The organism is Novosphingobium sp. KACC 22771 (assembly GCF_028736195.1).
Taxonomy (GTDB): Bacteria; Pseudomonadota; Alphaproteobacteria; order Sphingomonadales; family Sphingomonadaceae; genus Novosphingobium.
This window is the reverse complement of the sequence record NZ_CP117881.1, coordinates 2,307,618-2,326,579: the sequence shown is the minus strand read 5'-3', so window position 1 is coordinate 2,326,579 and position 18,962 is coordinate 2,307,618. Positions and strand designations below refer to the sequence as shown.

Here is an 18,962-nt window from a genome sequence, read left to right as displayed (position 1 = left end):
AGGGTCGCAGGAGGGGGCCGCTGCGCTTGCGTGGCGGCCCTTTTTTATGCGGTTTGGCGGGCCGCCTTGATCTGGCGATGTTCGCGCAGGGCAATCATCATTCCGGCCGCCACGATCAGCGGCGCCCCGGCCCAGGTATGCGCGGGCGGCAATTGATCAAAAATCGTCCAGCCATAGATCGTCGTCCATATCAGCGTGGCATAATCCATCACCAGCACGCTGGCCGCCGAACCAAAGCGCAGCGCGGCGGTCAGCAAGATCTGCGCCAGCGTACCGATCAATCCCACGGCCAACAGTTCGGCCCAGACCCTCGGCGGATGCGGCGCCATGGTCAGCAGCATCGGCGCCAGCAGCAGCAGCGTGCCAAACAGCGCGAAGTAGAAGACCACCGCAATCGGGGTTTCGGTGCGGGTCAGATCGCGGATCTGCAGGCTGATCATCGCGACCAGAAAGCCCGAGCACAGCCCCGCCGCCAGCCCCAGCGGTGAAATGCCGCCCGCAAAGGAGGTCCCTTCGCCCGGCGCGGTGATGATCACCACCCCGGCAAAGCCCAGCACCACCGCCATCCAGCGCGAACGCCCCGGCGGCGATTTATACACCAGCGCGGTCAGCAGCACGCCAAACAGCGGCGTGGTAAACCCAAGGATCGTGGCCACAGGCAGCGGCAGCAGCACCTGGGCGCCAAACAGGCAGACCATGCCGATCGTCCCGGTGATCGTGCGCAATGCGTGGGTTTTGAGCCGCCTTGTATAGAGCGAAAACAGCCGCCCCCGCACCGCCAGCCAGCCGCCCAGCAAGGGTATGCTCAAGGCCTGACGCCAGAACATGATTTCGGGCAGGGCGACGCCGTGCTGATGGACCAGCTTGACCATCATATAGAGCGTGGCCAGCGCGAGCGTGGCAATCAGGCGCAGGCCAAGCGCCAGAAAAGGGCGTTGATGTTGAGGCACGCGCGCGCCTTAACCGATTGGCGCGGATTGTGGCACCGATATTTTGGGCATCCGGCGATAGGGCGGGCGGATCGGCCCGCCGCGCTGGATTACAGACAGGCCTCAAGGAATGTCTGGTCAAAACCGAACTGGCGCGCCTTTTCCAGCGTATAGGGACGCAGGCCCGATGAGCGCCATTCGCCGATGATCTTGCCGTCGTCGGTTTCGTCCAGATATTCGAATTTGAACAATTCCTGCGTGACGATCACATCGCCCTCCATCCCGATCACCTCGGTGATGTTGGTGGTGCGGCGGCTGCCATCGCGCAGGCGTTTGACCTGAACGATGAGATCGACCGACTCGGCGATCTGGCGGCTGATGGCCTCCTTTGGGATCTTGATGTCGCCCATCAGGATCATGTTTTCCATACGGCCAAGGCATTCGCGCGGGGAATTGGCGTGGAGCGTACACATCGAGCCATCGTGGCCGGTGTTCATCGCCGCCAGCAGATCGAAACATTCCGCGCCGCGAATTTCGCCCAGGATGATGCGGTCGGGGCGCATACGCAGGGCGTTTTTCACAAGGTCGCCAATGGTGATCGCGCCTTGCCCTTCAAGGTTGGGCGGGCGCGTTTCCAGCGGCAGCCAGTGCGGCTGTTGCAGGCGCAATTCGGCCGCGTCCTCGATGGTCAGCACGCGCTCGCCCGGATCGATCATCTTCGACAGCGCGTTGAGCATCGTGGTCTTGCCCGAACCCGTGCCGCCCGAAATCACGATGTTCATCCGACACGCGCCCGCGATTTTCAGCGCGGTGGCCATGCGGTCATTCATCGATCCGAAATCGCGCAGCATATCGATCGTGATCGGCTTTTCGGAAAACTTACGGATAGAGATCGCCGTGCCGCGCAAAGACAGCGGCGGCACGATCACGTTCACGCGGCTGCCGTCCTTCAATCGGGCGTCGGCCAGCGGCGTGGTCTGGTCAACGCGGCGGCCGACCTGATTGACGATGCGCTGGGCGATCTGGAACAGGTGCTGTTCGTCGCGGAACCGGATCGTGGAAAGCTGAAGTTTGCCCTTCTTTTCAATATAGGTCTGGTCCGGGCCGTTGACCATGATGTCGGACACGTCGGGGTCGTTCAGCAATTCCTCAAGCGGGCCAAAGCCGAGCAATTCGTCGATCAGCACCTTTTCCAGCGCGAATTGCTCGCGCCGGTTCAGCGTGATCTTCAATTCGGCCAGCACCTCCATGATGATCGGGCGGAATTCCTCGGCCAGTTCATCCTTGGTTAGCGTAGCGGCGGCTTCCGGGTCAACGCGCTCCAGCAGGCGGGGCAGCACCTGCTCCTTGATCTTGTGAACGCTGGCCTCAAAGCCTTCGGCCTGACGGGTGGATTCGACGGTCGAATTCATCCGCTCGGCAAGGCGTGCCATGGCATCGCCGCCCCGGCTCTCCATCGGCATGTCGGCTTCGGCGGGCAGGGGCGGGAACTGCTCCCCGCCCGAAGGCGGCGGCGGCGCGCCCGTCGGCAAACCATCGGCCCGCATCGGTCGCGCCACGCCGAACTGCGGCCTTGCGCCAGCGCCGAAGCTGCCGGGGCCAGTGCGTCGACCAAATGCGCTCATCTTGCCTCAAATCCTTTGCAAACCGAACAGACTGCCCCTGTGGCCCTTTGAGAACGCAGCCAGCCTGTGCCAATCAGACAGAGTGAATAGAATGGAAACTTTGAGGATTTCCTAATGGCGAGGCGCCGAACACGGGCAAATACCGATTACGGCGAGGTAATTGATCCGCCCAACACCGCCGGAACGCCGATTTGCTGGCTTTGCCAAAGGGCGTTGGGCGACCGCATCGAATGGCATCACCCCATCCCCAAATCACGAGGCGGGCGGCAGGTCGTCCCGGTTCACCCCATTTGCCATCGCGCTTTGCACACCAATTTTACGAATGCCGAACTTGCGCGCATAGGTAATGATCTGGAGGCGCTGCGCGTGAATGGGGCCGTGGCGAAGTTTTTAGCCTGGGTGGCAGGCAAAGATCCCAATTTCCATGCGCCAACGGCAAAGAAAGGAAACCGATAGTGTTGGGTTCGATTTTCATGCTGATGGCATTTGATGTGATGGCACACCAAGAGGTTTCGCCCTGGCCGGTGTGGGCCAAGTGCAAATTCGGAACATGGGTTATCCGACCGGCCATCTTATCAAATCGAAAACCCAGCCAAATTCCGGTTATTTGAAGAGCTTTCCCGAATCTGACTGTATTTTCAAGGATGCCCGTGAACTGTGGGGGAAGGTTGCCCGCCTTTAAGATGATATGGAAAAAGGCCGGGAAAATGGATCTTCCACTTTCCCGGCCTCAATCTGTCAGTCGCAAGAGCGTTTCGGTTTTACCCGATTACCCCACCAGCTTTTCCGCCAAAACGGTCAGGCCCTTGGGGGTCACTTCCGCAAAACCGCCGGCAATGGCGATTTCTTCGGGAGCGGCGTTTTCGCTCTTGTAGACTTTAACGGTGCCGTCGTTGATGGTCGACAGGAAGGGCGCGTGGCCCTCCAGCACGCCGAACTCGCCTTCCGAACCGGGGACGACCACCATGTGGACTTCCTCGGACCGGACCAGACGCGCAGGCGTGACGAGTTCGAAATGCAGGGCCATGGCTTAGGCCTCCGCAGCCAGCTTCTTGGCCTTTTCGACCGCTTCGTCGATGCCGCCAACCATGTAGAAGGCCGCTTCGGGCAGGTGGTCGTATTCGCCGTCCACAACCGCCTTGAACGAACGGACGGTGTCTTCGACCTGCACGAACTTGCCGCTGATGCCGGTGAACACTTCGGCCACGTGGAAGGGCTGCGACAGGAAGCGCTGGATCTTGCGGGCGCGGGCCACGGTGAGCTTATCTTCTTCCGAAAGCTCGTCCATACCCAGGATCGCGATGATGTCCTGCAGCGACTTGTACTTCTGCAGCGTTTCCTGAACGCGGCGGGCGGTTTCGTAGTGCTCCTGACCGACAACGGCGGGCGTCAGCACGCGCGAGGTCGAGTCGAGCGGGTCAACCGCGGGATAGATGCCGAGTTCCGAAATCGCACGGTTCAGCGTGGTCGTGGCGTCCAAGTGGGCGAACGAGGTGGCAGGAGCCGGGTCGGTAAGGTCGTCCGCGGGAACGTAAATGGCCTGAACCGAGGTGATCGAACCCTTGGTGGTCGAGGTGATGCGTTCCTGCAGCGCGCCCATGTCGGTCGACAGGGTGGGCTGATAACCCACGGCCGAGGGAATACGGCCCAGCAGAGCCGACACTTCGGAACCGGCCTGCGTGAATCGGAAGATGTTGTCCACGAAGAACAGCACGTCCTGGCCTTCCTGGTCGCGGAAGTATTCAGCCATGGTCAGACCCGACAGAGCAACGCGAGCGCGGGCACCCGGCGGTTCGTTCATCTGGCCGAACACCAGAGCCACCTTCGAGCCATCCGGGGTCGGATTGCCTTCGGCGTCCTTGGCGATAACGCCGGCGTCGAGGAATTCGTGGTAAAGGTCGTTGCCTTCGCGGGTGCGCTCACCCACGCCCGCAAACACCGACACGCCGCCGTGGCCCTTGGCGATGTTGTTGATCAGTTCCTGAATGAGAACCGTCTTGCCAACGCCCGCGCCGCCGAACAGACCGATCTTGCCGCCCTTGGCATAGGGGGCCAGAAGGTCGATGACCTTGATGCCGGTCACGAGGATCGCGGCTTCGGTCGACTGGTCGATGAATTCCGGGGCCTTGGCGTGGATCGGGGCAACCTGATCGGCGCCGACCGGGCCACGTTCGTCGATGGGATCGCCCACGACGTTCATGATGCGGCCCAGCGTCTTGGGGCCAACCGGCACCGAGATCTGCGCGCCGGTGCTGGTCACGGTCTGGCCGCGCGTCAGGCCTTCGGTGGCGTCCATCGCGATGGTGCGGACGGTGTTTTCGCCAAGGTGCTGAGCAACTTCGAGAACCAGACGGTTCCCGTTATTGTCGGTTTCCAGAGCGGTCAGAATCGCCGGGAGTTCCCCGTCGAAGGCAACGTCGACGACGGCGCCGATAACCTGGGCAATTTTGCCAGTGCTGGTGGACATGGGTTTCTTCCTTGCCTGCTGTGTCGTCGTCAGAGCGCTTCGGCGCCCGCGATGATTTCGATGAGTTCAGTGGTGATCGCGGCCTGACGGCTGCGGTTATACTGGATGGTCAGCTTGCTGATCAGGTCGCCTGCGTTGCGGGTGGCGTTATCCATGGCGGTCATGGATGCACCCTGCTCGCTGGCCGCATTTTCCAGCAAGGCGCCGAAAATCTGCGTCTTGAGATAGCGCGGCAGCAGCTGGCTGAGGATTTCCTCCTCCTCCGGCTCGTATTCGACCACCGAATCCGCCGCCACCGCCGACTTGGGCGCGGGCACCGGGATGATCTGCTGCTCGGTCGGCTCCTGCAGCAGGGCGCTGCGGAAACGGCTGAAGAACAGATGCGCTACGTCAAACTTGCCTGCATCATACAGCGCCACCAGTTCGGCAGCGATGGCATCGGCTTCGGCATAGCCTGCTTCACGAACGGTCGTGGTATCAAAGCCGCCGATGATCGCGTTGGGGAATTCGCGGCGGATAACCGCGCGGCCCTTGCGACCGATCAGGTAGAACTGCACCTTCTTGCCTTCGGCTTCCAGAGCCTTGGCCTTCAGGCGCGCTGCCTTGACGATGTTCGAGTTGAAGGCGCCGCACAGACCACGGTCCGAATTGGCCACCACCAGCAGATGCACCGCATCCTTGCCGGTACCGGCCAGCAGCTTGGGGCTGCTTTCGCTGACCACAATGCGCGAGGCGAGGCTGGCGACAACACCGGCCAGCCGCGATGCATAGGGGCGCGCGGCCTCGGCAGCGGACTGCGCCTTGCGCAGTTTCGCCGCCGCGACCATCTGCTTGGCCTTGGTGATCTTCTGGGTCGACTTGACCGAGTTGATCCGGCCTTTGAGTTCCTTAAGGCTGGCCATTGCCAACTACCTTTCGTAGCTAGACCGGACTTAAGCGAACTGCTTGGCGAAGGCGTCGAGAGCCGCCTTGAGCTTGCCCTTCGCTTCGTCGCCCAGATCCTTGGTGTTGCGGATCAGGTCGAGCAGGTCGCCATGCTGCGAACGCAGGAAGCTGAGCAGTTCGGCTTCATATTCGGTGACGCGGTTGACCGGAACGCTGTCCAGATAACCGTTGGTGCCGGCGAAAATGACGCAGGTCTGTTCTTCGAAACCGAGCGGCGAGAACTGAGCCTGCTTGAGCAGCTCGGTCAGACGCGCACCGCGGTTCAGCAGCTTCTGGGTCGAAGCGTCGAGGTCCGAGCCGAACTGGGCAAACGCGGCCATTTCGCGGTACTGCGCCAGTTCCAGCTTGATCGAGCCGGCAACCTTCTTCATCGCCTTGGTCTGAGCCGACGAACCCACGCGCGACACCGACAGACCAACGTTAATGGCCGGACGGACGCCCTGATAGAACAGGCCGGTTTCAAGGAAGATCTGGCCGTCGGTGATCGAGATCACGTTGGTCGGAATGTAGGCCGACACGTCGCCCGCCTGCGTTTCGATGATCGGCAGAGCGGTCAGCGAACCGGCGCCCATGTCATCGTTGAGCTTGGCCGCGCGTTCCAGCAGACGCGAGTGGAGATAGAACACGTCGCCGGGATAGGCTTCACGGCCCGGAGGACGACGCAGCAGCAGCGACATCTGGCGATAGGCCACAGCCTGCTTGGAAAGGTCGTCATACACGATCACGGCGTGCATCGCGTTGTCGCGGAAGAATTCGCCGATGGCAGCACCGGTGTAGGGCGCCAGATACTGCAGCGGAGCGGGCTCCGAAGCGGTGGCGGCGATTACGACCGAATATTCCATCGCGCCGTTTTCTTCGAGCTGACGCACGATCTGGGCAACGGTCGAACGCTTCTGACCCACGGCGACGTAGATGCAGTACAGCTTCTTCGATTCGTCATCACCGGCGTTGACGGCCTTCTGGTTGATGAACGTGTCGATCGCCACAGCGGTCTTGCCGGTCTGGCGGTCGCCGATGATCAGTTCGCGCTGGCCGCGGCCAACCGGAACCAGAGCGTCAATGGCCTTGAGGCCGGTCTGCACGGGTTCATGGACCGACTTGCGGGGGATGATGCCCGGAGCCTTGACTTCGACGCGGCTGCGCTTGTCCGAGATGATCGGGCCCTTGCCGTCGATCGGGTTGCCCAGCGCGTCAACCACGCGGCCCAGCAGGCCCTTGCCCACCGGAACGTCCACGATGGTGCCGGTGCGCTTGACGGTGTCGCCTTCCTTGATCTCGCTGTCCGAGCCGAAGATCACGACGCCGACATTGTCGGCTTCCAGGTTCAGGGCCATGCCCTGAACGCCATTGGCGAATTCCACCATTTCACCGGCCTGGACCTGATCCAGACCGTGGATGCGGGCAATGCCGTCACCCACCGAGAGCACGGAGCCGACTTCCGAAACCTGGGCTTCGGTGCCGAAGTTGGCAATCTGGTCCTTGATGACCTTCGAGATTTCAGCGGCGCGAATTGTCATGTTCAGCCTTTCATCGAACCTTGTTGGGGGCCAAGGCCCCGCAATCGACCCTTTAGGAGGGGCCTGTTAGCCCCTCATCTTTTGGGCGAGAGAATTGAGACGGGTGCGGATCGAGCTGTCGATCTGCTGGCTGCCGATGCGCACCACCAGACCGCCAAGCAGTTCCGGATCGACGCTGGTCTTCAGCTTGATGGCCTTGCCTTCACGAGCCGCCAGCTTGCCCGACAGGGCGGCCAGCTGATCGTCGCTCAGCGGGTGGGCGCTGGTCACCTGCGCCGTCACTTCGCCGCGCGCGGCCGCCGCGATGGCGGAAAAGGCGCGAAGAATGTCGGGCAGGGCCGAAAGGCGGCGGCCAGCAGCCAGCACGCCAAGGAATTTGCGGGTAACATCGCCAAGGCCAAGGACCCCGGCCACACCCTCGACCGCACGGCCAGCCGCATCGCGGCTGATCTGCGGATTGCGAATCAGGGCGGACAGGTCGTCGGATTCGGCAATTGCCGCACCCAAAGCCTCAAGGTCCGCTTCCACGGCGCTTACCACGCCCAAATCCTGCGCCAGTTCAAACAGGGCGGACGCGTAGCGCCCCTGAAGACTGGCAGTAATGCCGGCGGAATTGTCCACGCTTTTACGTCCCCTCTTGCCGGAAGGCTCTATGCCGGTTCGTAAAGGAAAGGACACGCAGGGTTAAACTGCGTATCTGTCCCCCTTGGGCGGCGCGCATAGCGACGATTACCGCGCGATGCAAGCGGCCCATTGCCACCTGATTCCAAAGTCCATGTTCGAGCGCCAGGTCGGCCCGTTTGTCTGAGAAATGCGTAATGCATTCCTATGCGTCAGTTTGCCCGAAAAAACTTTGATCGCAAGGGGCGGGAAGCGCTGCTCGCGCACCTGTGCTAGGCAGATATCCATGGACAGCGATCAAACAGAAGTTTTTTGGGAAAACGTGGTGGGGCGCGACAAAGAAGCCGATGGCCGCTTTGTTTTCGCGGTTTCGACCACGGGAATCTATTGTCGGCCTTCCTGCCCGGCGCGGCGACCATCGCGCGATCACGTCCGATTCTTTGCCGATGGCGATGCGGCGCGTGCCGATGGTTTCCGCCCTTGCCTGCGATGCCGCCCGGATGAGGCCGGGCGCGACGGCGCGGCGGTCGAGGCGGCGCTGCGCATGATGGCTGATGATGCGCCCTCCCTTATCGAACTGGCCGACGCGACCGGGTACAGCCCGTCGCATTTCCAGCGAATCTTCAAACGGGCCACCGGCCTGTCGCCCGCCGCCTATGCCCGCGCCCGCCGGATCGAGCGTGCGGAGCAAATGCTGGGGCAGCAATCCGTGACCGAGGCGATCTATGCCTCGGGCTTTGGCGGGCCATCCACTTTCTATCGCAACGCAAAGGAGCGCATGGGCATGACCCCGTCGGCATGGGTCAAGGGTGGCGAGGGCGTCACCATTCATTGGGCGGTGATGCCCACCACTCTGGGCACCATGCTGGTCGCGGCCACCGATCGCGGGATCTGCCGTCTGGCCTTTGGCGTGGGGGAGGAGGATTTGCGCGCGCTGTTTCCCAGAGCCGAACTGGTCGAAGGAAGTGAGGCGTTCAAGGCCCTCTTTGCGCGGGTTTTAAGCGCCGTGGAGGTGCCCGGCGAGGCATCGGACATTCCCCTGGACGTGCGCGGCACCGCCTTTCAGGAGGCCGTCTGGGCCGCCCTGCGCCAGATCCCGGCGGGCGAGACGCGTTCCTATGCCGAACTGGCCGCCGCGATTGGTCGCCCCGCCGCCTGCCGCGCGGCGGGCAGCGCCAATGGGGCCAATCGCGTGGCCGTGCTGATTCCCTGCCACCGGGTCATCCGGGGCGATGGCGCGCTGGGCGGCTATGCCTGGGGCGAGGGGGTGAAGAAGGAATTGCTGGCCCGCGAGGGCGTTTACACAAAGGAATAGGGGTCGATGTCGATGCTGACCCGCACCCCTTGCGGGAATTTGAGCGCGCCCAGCCATTCGCGCAGCACCTTCTGCAATTCCGCACTGCGTTTTGCATTGACCAGCAGGCGATAGCGATAACGCCCGCGCAGCAAGGACAAAGGCGCGGGCGCAGGGCCGAGGATCGCCACATCGGGCAGGTTGGGCCGCGTGCCGCCAATCGCGCGGGCGGCCTCCTTGGCCTCGGATTCTTCTTCGCTCGATACGATGATCGCGGCCCAGCGGCCAAAGGGCGGCGCGCCCGCATGGCGGCGGCCCTCGGCCTCGGCCTCATAGAAGGCATCGCGGTCGCCAGCCGCCAGCGCGGCGATGACGGGCGCGGTGGGGTGGCGGGTCTGGATCAGCACCTCGCCCGGCTTTTCGCCGCGCCCCGCGCGCCCGGCCACCTGCGCGATCTGTTGATAGGACCGCTCGCCCGCGCGCAGATCGCCGCCCTCAAGGCCAAGATCGGCATCGATCACCCCCACCAGCGTCAGGTCGGGAAAGTGATAGCCCTTGGTCACCAATTGCGTGCCGACGATCACGTCGATCATCTTGTTTTCGGCCGCCGCCACAAATTCGGCCACCTTGTCCGGCGTATTCATCGTGTCCGAGGTCACCAGCGCCACGCGGGCCTCGGGCAGGATTTGCGCCACTTCATCGGCGATGCGCTCCACGCCGGGGCCGCAGGCGACAAGGCAATCCGCCTCGCCGCATTCGGGGCAGGCGGTGGGCATCGGCTGCTCCTGACCGCAATGGTGGCAGGCTAGGCGGCGCGAGAGGCGGTGTTCGACCAGCCATGCGCTGCACGTATCGCATTGAAACCGATGGCCGCAGGCCCGGCACAGCGTCAGCGGCGCATAGCCGCGCCGGTTGAGGAACAGCAGCGACTGCTCGCCCTTCTCCAGCCGCTCCACCAGCTTTTTAACCAGAGGCGGCGAAATCCAGTGGTTTCGCTCGGGCGGATGCTGGATCAGATTGATGATGTGAATATCGGGCAATTGCGCCCCGCCGAAGCGGTCGGGCAGGATGATCCGCTTGTATACGCCCGCCTCGGCCAGCGTAAGACTTTCCAGCGCAGGCGTGGCGCTGGCCAACACAACCGGAATTTTCTCAAACCTGGCGCGAATCACCGCCACATCGCGCGCATTATAGCGCACGCCATCATCCTGCTTGAACGAGACCTCATGGGCCTCATCCACCACGATCAGGCCGAGGCGCGGGAAAGGCAGGAACAAAGCCGAACGCGCGCCGACCACCACCTGCGCCTGACCCCCGGCAATCGCGCGCCATGCCCGGCGGCGCTCGGCGGATTTGAGGGACGAGTGCCACAGCACCGGCTCCACGCCGAAGCGGGCCTCAAACCGGCGCAGGAAATTCTGTGTCAACGCGATTTCGGGCAGCATCACCAGAACCTGCCGCCCCAACCGGATCGCCTCGGCCACGGCCTCGAAATAGGTCTCGGTCTTGCCCGATCCGGTCACGCCGTCCAGCAGGAAGGGGGCAAACGCGCCGCCACGCACCGCATCGACCATCTGGTCGGCGGCCTCCTGCTGGCCCTCGGACAGGTCGGGCTGGTCAAACGCCGGATCGGCGGGCGGATAGGGCCGGTCGAGATCGACCCGCACCGTCTCCATCATCCCGCCATTGACCATGCCGCGCAGCACGCCCTCGGTCACGCCCGCCGCCTCGGCCAGTTCGCGCAAAGTGCCCTGCGCGCCTTGCAAAGCCTCCAGCGCGGCGGCGCGTTGGGGTGTCAGGCGCTTTGGCGGCTCGGCATCAGGGTTTAACCGATATTCGGTCATCATCCGCCCGCCCTGCAACGCGGCCGTGGAGGACAAAGCCATCCGCGCCACCGAGGCCAGCGAGGCGCAATAATAATCCGAAGTCCATTCGATCAGCCGCCGCAAAGCCGCAGGCAAGGGCGGCACCGGCAGCACCGAAAGCAAGGGCCGCAGCCGATTGTCGCCCACTTCGTCACCGGGCAGGCGGTCGGCCTCCCACACGATGCCCATCACTTGCCGGGGGCCAAGCGGAGCGATCACCACGCTGCCGTGTTCGACCTCCATGCCATGAGGCACGCGGTAATCCAGCACCGGCAGGGCGGAATTCATCACAAGCAGGCGGGCGCGGGTCATGGCTTCCCTATGGGGCGGGTGCATAGGAACCGCAAGGCCAGTAAAGGGGGTTGGGTATCGCGCCGCACCTGCCTATAGGCGGTCCTCAGCCGCTTTACAGAATCGCACCCTTTGTGGGCGCGCGCCAATCAGGGGACCACCCATGAAGTTTTTCGTCGACACCGCAGAAATCAACGACATCAAGGAACTTGCCGCCACGGGCCTGCTGGATGGCGTGACCACCAACCCTTCGCTGATCGCCAAGTCGGGCCGTGATTTCCTGGAAGTCACCAAGGAAATCTGCGGCATCGTCGATGGCCCGGTTTCGGCCGAAGTCATCGCTCTCGACCACGAAGGCATGATGCGCGAAGCCGAAATCCTGCGCAAGATCGCCGACAATGTCTGCATCAAGGTGCCGCTGACCATCGATGGTCTCAAGACCTGCAAGGCGCTGACGGGCGACGGCACCAAGGTGAACGTGACCCTGTGCTTCTCGGCCAATCAGGCGCTGCTGGCTGCGAAGGCCGGCGCTTCGTTCATCTCGCCCTTCATCGGCCGTCATGATGACAATGGCTTTGATGGCCTTGAACTGATCCGCGACATTCGCCTGATCTATGACAACTACAACTATGCCACCGAAATTCTGGCGGCCTCGATCCGTCACGGCGTGCATGTTCTGGAATGCGCGCGCATCGGCGCCGACGTGATGACCGCGCCGCCCGCCGTCATCAAGGGTTTGGTCAAGCATGTCTTGACGGACAAGGGCATTGAAGGCTTCATGGCTGACTGGGCCAAGACGGGCCAAAGCCTTTAATAGAATCAAGGGATAGACATTGGCCGAGGACACTCCTCTCGACCGCTTCAAGGCTGCGCTGACCGGCGCCTCGCGGGCAATTGCCGAGCGGGGCGACATTGAGGTGAACTGGAGCCCCGACAACCCCAGCCAGACGGGCACGACTTTTCGTGTGCCCATGCCGGGGCGGGGCATCCCGCGCGCAGCCGCCATGGAGGCGCGCGGTTTCGCCGATTCCTATGCGCTGCGATTGAAGCACCATAATGAGGTGCTGCACCGCAAGAATGCGCCGACCGAACCGGTGGCCCGCGCCGCCTATGATGCGGTGGAAACCGTGCGCTTTGAGGCGCTCGGGGCCAATGACTATGCCGGAATGCGCGAAAATCTGGGCGCGGCGCTGGATATGCGGATGGCAACCGACGCCATCGCCCGCGCCGAACGCGCCGAGCAGGTGCCGCTGCATACCGCGCTGGCGCTGATTCTGCGCGAGAAACTGACCGGCCAGCCGATCCCGGAAATGGCGAAAGGCGGCGTGGAAATGCGCCGTGCCTTTATCGAGGACAAGGCGGGCGGGGATATTGCTGCTCTTGCCGACAAGCTGGGTGATCAGAAGGCGTTTCAGAGCCTAGCCCTGGACATGCTGCGCCATCTGGAATTGACCCAGCCCGAAGCCGTGGACGAACCCGGCGAGGATGAGGACAACGAAGAGGCCGAGCAGGACAAGGAAGAGCAGCAGGACGAGGATCAGCCGGGTCAGGAGCAGCAGCCTGTCGAAATGGCCGCCGACCGCAGCCAGGGCGACGAGCAGGGCGACAGCGACCAGCAGAGCGAGATCGAAGATCAGGGCGAGATGGACGATGAGGGCGAGGACAGCGAGGAGGGCATGCTGCCCACCCGCCCGAACCGCCCTTGGACCGAATTGCCCAATGACTTTGATTACAAGGTCTTTTCCGAGAAATATGACGAGGTTGTCGCCGCGCATGACCTGTGCGACGATGATGAACTGACTCGTCTGCGCACCTATCTGGATGCGCAGTTGAAGGGTTTGCAGGGCATCGTCACGCGTCTGGCCAACCGGCTTCAGCGGCGCCTGATGGCCCAGCAGAACCGCAGCTGGGACTTCGATCAGGAAGAGGGCATTCTCGATGCGGCGCGCCTGTCGCGCATCGTCGTCGCGCCCGGTTCCTCGCTCAGCTACAAGGTCGAGCGCGATGTCGAGTTCAAGGACACGATTGTCACGCTGTTGATCGACAATTCGGGTTCGATGCGCGGGCGGCCGATTTCTATCGCCGCGATTTCGGCTGACGTTCTGGCGCGCACATTGGAGCGCTGCGGGGTCAAGACCGAGATCCTCGGTTTTACCACCCGCGCGTGGAAGGGCGGGCAATCGCGTGAGGCGTGGCTGGCGGCGGGCAAGCCTGCGCATCCGGGCCGTCTCAATGACTTACGGCACATTGTTTATAAAAAGGCTGATGAACCGTGGCGTCGTGCGCGCAAGAATCTCGGCCTGATGATGCGCGAGGGGCTGCTCAAGGAGAACATCGACGGCGAGGCGCTGAAATGGGCGCATGACCGTCTGCTCTCGCGGCCTGAGGATCGGCGCATCCTGATGGTGATTTCCGATGGCGCGCCGGTCGATGACTCCACGCTGTCGGTCAATGCGGCGGGCTATCTCGAAGGCCACCTACGCCGCGTGATCGGCTGGATCGAGAACAAGTCGCCGGTGCAATTGGTTGCCATTGGTATCGGCCATGACGTCACGCGCTATTATCGCCGCGCGGTGACGATCATGGATGTCGAGCAATTGGGCGGCACGATGATCGAGCAATTGGCCGGATTGTTCGAGGACGATTGATTTACATTTTTGCCAATTGCCAAAGATGAAATTGGGCGATAGCCTCCATCATATCTGGGGGCTATCATTTGATGACTAAGGCATTTTTGCGCTTGGCGGTTTGCTGCTCTGCGCTTTCTTCCGGCATTCTTTTGGCGCAGTCCCCGGCGCCGGTGCAGGTCGCGCCGCGCATTGTTCCTGCCTTGACCCTCGTTCGCATCGAGATACTTGAAACGCAGGGCAGCGCCCTTTCCAAGCCCGATGCCCATTTCCCTATCCGCCTTGTCGATCCCGTGCAGATCGACGGCAAGACGGTCATTGCCGCAGGCGTTATAGGAGAGGGAGAGGTGGTCCATGCCAAGCGGTCAAGCATGAGCGGCGGGCCGGGCGAACTGATCCTTGCCGCGCGCTGGCTCGATGTAAACGGTCGCAAGGTTGGCCTTCGTTCGATGCATATTTCCGAGAGCGGGAAAAGCGCGATCAAGGACGTCAATCGCGTCCTGTTCGCCTCGGTCGCAACGGTGCCGGTCGCGGCGGCGATTGGATGGTTCATGACGGGCAAAGAAGTGGTCGTGCCTTCCGGTACTCATGCCGAGGCCAAACTGGCGGCGGATTTTACGGTCGAGCCTTGAAGGCGGCGGTCCGATATCATTTTGCAATGGGAGTGGAATTCAATGCGTTTCAAACATCTGGCCATTTGCGCTGCTGTCTTTGCCGGTGGCCTGTCTGTTCCCGCCGTCGCCTATGACACTCCGCCCGAATTGATGATGGTGGTGCCCCCCGCTCCCAAGGGCAAAGGCATGGTTGTGTTCTATCGCAGCGCGACGATTATCGGCGGCGGCATCAGTTGTGCGGTGTCGGAAAACAGCAAGAAGATCAGTTCGATGGGCGTCGGGCGCTATTTCGTCTATGCCGCCGAGCCGGGCAAGCACAGCTTTTCGGTATCCAGCGAGGCCAAGGATACGGTGACGCTCGAACTGGAGGCGGATGAGGTGCAGTATGTCGGCTGCCGGATCAAGATGGGCATCATGGCCGGACGGCCTGATCTGTTCCCTGCCAAGGAGGCCGATTTCCGGGCCAACAAGAAACTCTCGCTGTCCGATCCCAAGACCTATGGCGAAGGCGTGCTCAAGCCTGAAGAGATTGCAGCGCTTGCCGGGGTGACGATTGCGGCACCGGCCGCAGCGCATTGATGAAAATGGCGCGGGCGGCTTTGCGGGCGCCCGCGCCCTCTTGACCTTTGGGCGGGGCCGCGCTTACGCCCCGCGCCATGACCGAGCAAACGCCTCTTCGGCTGTTCAACAGCCTGACCCGCCAGATGGAAACCTTTACCCCCGTCCATCCGGGCGAGGCGAGGGTCTATTCCTGCGGGCCGACGGTCTATAATTATCCCCATATCGGCAATATGCGCGCCTATGTCTTTGCCGACATTCTGGGGCGGACGCTTTCGTTCAAAGGGTTGAAGCTGACCCATGTCATCAACATCACCGATGTGGGCCATCTGACCGATGATGCGGACGCGGGCGAGGACAAGATGGAGAAGATGGCGCGCGCCAAGGCGCAGTCGATCTGGGACATCGCCGAGCATTACAAGCAGGCCTATTGGGCGGACGTGCGCGCACTGAACATTCGTCAGCCTGCGCAATGGACCATCGCCACCGATTACGTGCCGCAGATGATTGAATTTGCCAAGAAGATCGCGCCAGACCATTGCTATGAGCTGGAGAGCGGTCTCTATTTCGACGTCTCGACCGTGGCCGATTATGGCCGGTTGGCGCGTGCCCATACCGATGAGGGGGAGGGCCGGATCGAAAAGGTCGACGGCAAGCGCAATGCCGCCGACTTTGCCATCTGGCGCAAGACGCCGGAGGGCGAGAAGCGCCAGATGGAATGGGATTCCCCATGGGGACGCGGCGCGCCGGGCTGGCATCTGGAATGCAGCGTGATGAGCGGCGAGGTGCTGGGTTTCCCGTTCGACATCCATACCGGCGGGATCGACCATCGCGAAATCCACCATCCCAATGAAATCGCCCAGAATCAGGCGATTTGCGGGTGTGGTTCACTGGATGTGGCATCGCATTCGGGCGCGCAATTCTGGATGCACAACAATTTCCTGGTTGAGCGCAGTGGGAAGATGTCAAAGTCTTCGGGTGAGTTTTTGCGCCTGCAATTGCTGATCGACCGGGGCTATCACCCGCTGGCCTATCGCCTGATGTGCCTTCAGGCCCATTATCGCAGCGAACTGGAATTCAGTTGGGAAGGGCTGGGCGCGGCGTTGGTGCGGTTGAAGCGCCTGTTGATGGCCACGGCGCAGGTCAAGGCGCAATGCGTGGACGCCGGCTATGCCGCGATCGGCGGTTGGGGTCAGAAGATTGCGCCTTTGATGGAGCGTTTCGAGGCCGCGATCAGCGATGACCTCAACACTTCGGTGGCCCTGACGCTGCTGGAGGAAGTGGCCGCGATGAAAAAGGTGCCCGCAGTGGAAAAGCTGGGCGCGATTACGGCGATGGATAATGTGCTGGGGCTGGGCCTGCTGGGGCTGGAGCGGGCCGATCTGCGGCTGCGCCCCCAATCCGCCACGATCACCGAGGGAGAGATCGAAGCGGTGCTGGATCAGCGCAAGGAAGCGCGGGCACAGAAGGATTTTTCCCGTTCGGACGCTTTGCGCGACGAATTGGCCGCGCGCGGGGTTGAGGCAATGGATGGCGACCCGATGGGTTGGGAATGGAAGCTGGGCTGAAGGGCCGCAGTCTTTTCCATAGCCATATTCGTCTGATCGATAAGCTATGCAAGGGGCGCCCGGCCCCTTGCCCGCCGGAGGATTGCGCTGGGTAAAGGTGCTTTAGCCGTCCGCCAACATCAGCAATTCGGCCTCCACCATCACGCGTTCGGTTGGCAAGGCCATATGCGTGACCTCGGACACCACTGCATCGGCGACCAGTTGGCCCCGGATGGTGAATTCATGTTCGGGCAGGGCGGCGATGAATTCATCGGCTGCCGCTGCGCCATCCTTGCCGTTGAAAATCAGGGTGATCGTGTGGCGCGTACCGTGGAACGTGGCGCTGGCCCAGGGGCGCTCGCCATGCGAGAGCATTTCGCCATGTTCGCCCGCAAGGCGCATCACCGCATCGAGCAACTGCACCGAGGGATGCCGGACACGAGCGCGCGGGGCGCCGACGCCCTTGCCGGGGTTCAAACGCGCCGCCGGGCTGAAGAGGGCAACGCGCTGGGCGTCAATGTCGTTGCTGGTGCGAAAATCAAAGCGCATGGGGCATCTCCGAGTAGGTGTTGATGTAGATTTCGATGCGGTTGGCCAAATCCGGCCGGGGGCTGCGTCCATTGCGCATATCGCCGACGAGGCGCGGATCATGGGCGACGATGCGCCCGAACTTGGTCCACGGCATGCCCGTGCGGCGCAGGAATTCTTCAATCATTCGCAACAACATGAAGCCCCCTTCATGGCTTGGCGATTTGTCCGATTCGGCAAATCTGTTGCTTATTTGTTCTCATTTTTCCGCCCCCTTGTCTAGGAAATTTCCTATGCTAATAGTTTGGACATGGAACAGGAAAATGCGCGAACCACTTTGATGGCCCTGGCCGCAGGGCGCGGGGTAAGCCTGGCGGCGCTCTCGTCACTTATTGGACGTAATTCCAGTTATTTACAGCAGTTTGTCAAGAAGAAGAGTCCGCGCAAACTGGAGGAGGGAGATCGCCGAAAGCTGGCCCAATTCTTCGGTGTGGACGAATCAGTGCTGGGCGGAGCGGAGGAAAAATCTCTTGCGACCGTAGGAAAACCGGCGCGTAGCCATTGGGTCGATGTGCCGCGCCTCGCGCTCGATGCCTCGGCCGGGCCGGGCGCGGCGGCGGGCGGCGAACAGCCCTTTGGCGCGTTGCGTTTTTCGCAGCACTGGCTGCGCAGCATGGGGCTCAACCCGTCCGACCTGACGATCATCGCGGTGGCCGGGGATTCGATGCATCCGGTGCTCAACGATGGCGATGAGATTCTGGTCGACCGCTCGCGCCGCGCCCTGCGGGACGGGATCCATGTGGTGCGCGTGGGCGACCATTTGATGGTCAAGCGGATCGATATGGGGCATCCGGGGCGGGTGCGGTTGAAAAGCGAAAACCCGGCCTATGATCCCATGGATCTGGCGCCCGAGGAGGTGGCCGTTATAGGCCGCGTGGTGTGGAAGGGCGGGCGGCTCTGAAACCGCCCGCCTGTTACTTCACTTCGTCCACTGCGCCAGCCAGTCGGCCAGCGCCTGCGGCGTCATCGAGCGCGCATCCGCCAGAGCCGTGACGGACGTGGTGGGGTTGAGCAGTTTGTTGGTGCGCGGATCAACCACGAAAATCGCGGGCACACCCTTGGGCCGCGTCACGCCATAGGCCGCGCCAATATCCAGATTCTTGGTGTAACGGCCCACATCGACCGTCACCACTTCATAGTGCTTTTTCACCCAGGGGCTGAGGCTGGGCAGCGCCATCGTGCCGGCCAGAATGCGGCAGTCGGGGCACCAGTTGCCGCCCAGATCGACGAGCACCAGCTTATGCGCCTTTTTTGCGCGGGCGATGGCGGCGGCCACATCCTTATGCGCATCGGCGGCCTCGTCATAGGGCAGCGGCAGCGGCTGGGGCAGGGCGGCAAAGCTGGCTTCGGGGAGGCGCGGCGCGGGGGCGGCCATGGCAGGGGCGGCAACAAGCGCGGCAGCGGCCGCAGCGAGGAAGAAACGCATCGGTCAATCCTTACTAGGTCAATAGAGTATATATAGCGATCGCCGTGC

Annotated in this window: 19 protein-coding genes; 8 read left to right on the top strand and 11 right to left on the bottom strand. The window is 62.5% G+C overall.

What is annotated here, in order from left to right:
• Positions 1 to 44: 44 nt before the first annotated feature.
• Together PQ467_RS10585 and PQ467_RS10580 are read right to left on the bottom strand one after the other, a co-directional pair.
• Positions 45 to 950: a DMT family transporter gene (locus tag PQ467_RS10585; RefSeq protein ID WP_274173383.1), complete on the bottom strand. Its 906-nt coding sequence runs from the start codon at positions 948 to 950 to the stop codon at positions 45 to 47.
• An 89-nt stretch (positions 951 to 1,039) separates the two neighbouring features.
• Positions 1,040 to 2,554 (bottom strand): CpaF family protein, encoded by a 1,515-nt coding sequence (locus PQ467_RS10580; protein ID WP_274173382.1) that lies wholly within the window; start codon positions 2,552 to 2,554, stop codon positions 1,040 to 1,042.
• A 114-nt stretch (positions 2,555 to 2,668) separates the two neighbouring features.
• On the opposite strand from PQ467_RS10580, the gene PQ467_RS10575 reads away from it, so the two are divergent.
• Positions 2,669 to 3,010 (top strand): HNH endonuclease, encoded by a 342-nt coding sequence (locus tag PQ467_RS10575; protein ID WP_274173381.1) that lies wholly within the window; start codon positions 2,669 to 2,671, stop codon positions 3,008 to 3,010.
• Between the two features lie 313 nt (positions 3,011 to 3,323).
• On the opposite strand, the gene PQ467_RS10570 is transcribed toward PQ467_RS10575, so the two are convergent.
• The 5 genes from PQ467_RS10570 to PQ467_RS10550 all read right to left on the bottom strand — a co-directional run bounded on the left by PQ467_RS10570 (position 3,324) and on the right by PQ467_RS10550 (position 8,104).
• On the bottom strand, positions 3,324 to 3,581 hold the full coding sequence (locus PQ467_RS10570) for an ATP synthase F1 subunit epsilon (RefSeq protein ID WP_274173380.1): 258 nt from the start codon (positions 3,579 to 3,581) through the stop codon (positions 3,324 to 3,326).
• Positions 3,582 to 3,584: 3 nt separating this feature from the next.
• On the bottom strand, positions 3,585 to 5,021 hold the full coding sequence (atpD, locus tag PQ467_RS10565; RefSeq protein WP_274173379.1) for a F0F1 ATP synthase subunit beta: 1,437 nt from the start codon (positions 5,019 to 5,021) through the stop codon (positions 3,585 to 3,587).
• 29 nt (positions 5,022 to 5,050) lie between these two features.
• On the bottom strand, positions 5,051 to 5,923 hold the full coding sequence (locus PQ467_RS10560) for a F0F1 ATP synthase subunit gamma (protein ID WP_274173378.1): 873 nt from the start codon (positions 5,921 to 5,923) through the stop codon (positions 5,051 to 5,053).
• A gap of 30 nt (positions 5,924 to 5,953) precedes the next feature.
• Positions 5,954 to 7,483: a F0F1 ATP synthase subunit alpha gene (atpA, locus tag PQ467_RS10555; RefSeq protein ID WP_274173377.1), complete on the bottom strand. Its 1,530-nt coding sequence runs from the start codon at positions 7,481 to 7,483 to the stop codon at positions 5,954 to 5,956.
• Positions 7,484 to 7,549: 66 nt separating this feature from the next.
• A complete protein-coding gene (locus PQ467_RS10550) occupies positions 7,550 to 8,104 on the bottom strand; it encodes a F0F1 ATP synthase subunit delta (RefSeq protein ID WP_274173376.1) in 555 nt (184 codons plus the stop codon).
• Between the two features lie 286 nt (positions 8,105 to 8,390).
• Between PQ467_RS10550 and ada the strand changes: the two genes are divergently transcribed.
• Positions 8,391 to 9,419 (top strand): bifunctional DNA-binding transcriptional regulator/O6-methylguanine-DNA methyltransferase Ada, encoded by a 1,029-nt coding sequence (ada, locus tag PQ467_RS10545; protein WP_274173375.1) that lies wholly within the window; start codon positions 8,391 to 8,393, stop codon positions 9,417 to 9,419.
• Here ada and PQ467_RS10540 read toward each other — a convergent pair.
• On the bottom strand, positions 9,404 to 11,575 hold the full coding sequence (locus PQ467_RS10540; RefSeq protein WP_274173374.1) for a primosomal protein N': 2,172 nt from the start codon (positions 11,573 to 11,575) through the stop codon (positions 9,404 to 9,406). The genes ada and PQ467_RS10540 overlap by 16 nt on opposite strands.
• 142 nt (positions 11,576 to 11,717) lie before the next feature.
• On the opposite strand from PQ467_RS10540, the gene fsa reads away from it, so the two are divergent.
• From fsa to cysS, 5 genes are all read left to right on the top strand, one after another.
• Positions 11,718 to 12,368, top strand: a complete 651-nt coding sequence (gene fsa, locus PQ467_RS10535) for a fructose-6-phosphate aldolase (protein ID WP_168605231.1) — start codon at positions 11,718 to 11,720, stop codon at positions 12,366 to 12,368.
• 19 nt (positions 12,369 to 12,387) lie between these two features.
• Entirely contained in the window at positions 12,388 to 14,202 is a 1,815-nt protein-coding gene (gene cobT / locus PQ467_RS10530) for a cobaltochelatase subunit CobT (protein ID WP_274173373.1), read from the top strand.
• Positions 14,203 to 14,384: 182 nt separating this feature from the next.
• Complete coding sequence (locus tag PQ467_RS10525; RefSeq protein WP_274173372.1) at positions 14,385 to 14,813, top strand: hypothetical protein; 429 nt, start codon at positions 14,385 to 14,387, stop codon at positions 14,811 to 14,813.
• Between the two features lie 42 nt (positions 14,814 to 14,855).
• On the top strand, positions 14,856 to 15,374 hold the full coding sequence (locus PQ467_RS10520) for a DUF2846 domain-containing protein (RefSeq protein ID WP_274173371.1): 519 nt from the start codon (positions 14,856 to 14,858) through the stop codon (positions 15,372 to 15,374).
• 77 nt (positions 15,375 to 15,451) lie between these two features.
• Positions 15,452 to 16,921 carry a cysteine--tRNA ligase gene (gene cysS, locus PQ467_RS10515; protein ID WP_274173370.1) on the top strand — a complete coding sequence of 490 codons (1,470 nt, stop codon included), beginning with the start codon at positions 15,452 to 15,454 and terminating at the stop codon, positions 16,919 to 16,921.
• A gap of 102 nt (positions 16,922 to 17,023) precedes the next feature.
• Here the strand turns inward: cysS and PQ467_RS10510 are convergent, their stop codons facing one another.
• Together PQ467_RS10510 and PQ467_RS10505 are read right to left on the bottom strand one after the other, a co-directional pair.
• Positions 17,024 to 17,449: a hypothetical protein gene (locus PQ467_RS10510; RefSeq protein WP_274173369.1), complete on the bottom strand. Its 426-nt coding sequence runs from the start codon at positions 17,447 to 17,449 to the stop codon at positions 17,024 to 17,026.
• The gene (locus tag PQ467_RS10505) at positions 17,439 to 17,627 is read right to left on the bottom strand and encodes a hypothetical protein (protein WP_274173368.1); all 189 of its coding nucleotides are present in this window, start codon (positions 17,625 to 17,627) and stop codon (positions 17,439 to 17,441) included. The genes PQ467_RS10510 and PQ467_RS10505 overlap by 11 nt, the downstream gene beginning before the upstream one ends.
• 111 nt (positions 17,628 to 17,738) lie before the next feature.
• Between PQ467_RS10505 and PQ467_RS10500 the strand changes: the two genes are divergently transcribed.
• Positions 17,739 to 18,389, top strand: coding sequence for a S24 family peptidase (locus PQ467_RS10500; protein ID WP_274173367.1), 651 nt, complete (start codon positions 17,739 to 17,741; stop codon positions 18,387 to 18,389).
• Between the two features lie 18 nt (positions 18,390 to 18,407).
• Here PQ467_RS10500 and PQ467_RS10495 read toward each other — a convergent pair whose 3' ends face one another.
• Positions 18,408 to 18,914, bottom strand: coding sequence for a thioredoxin family protein (locus PQ467_RS10495; RefSeq protein ID WP_274173366.1), 507 nt, complete (start codon positions 18,912 to 18,914; stop codon positions 18,408 to 18,410).
• Positions 18,915 to 18,962 lie beyond the last annotated feature (48 nt).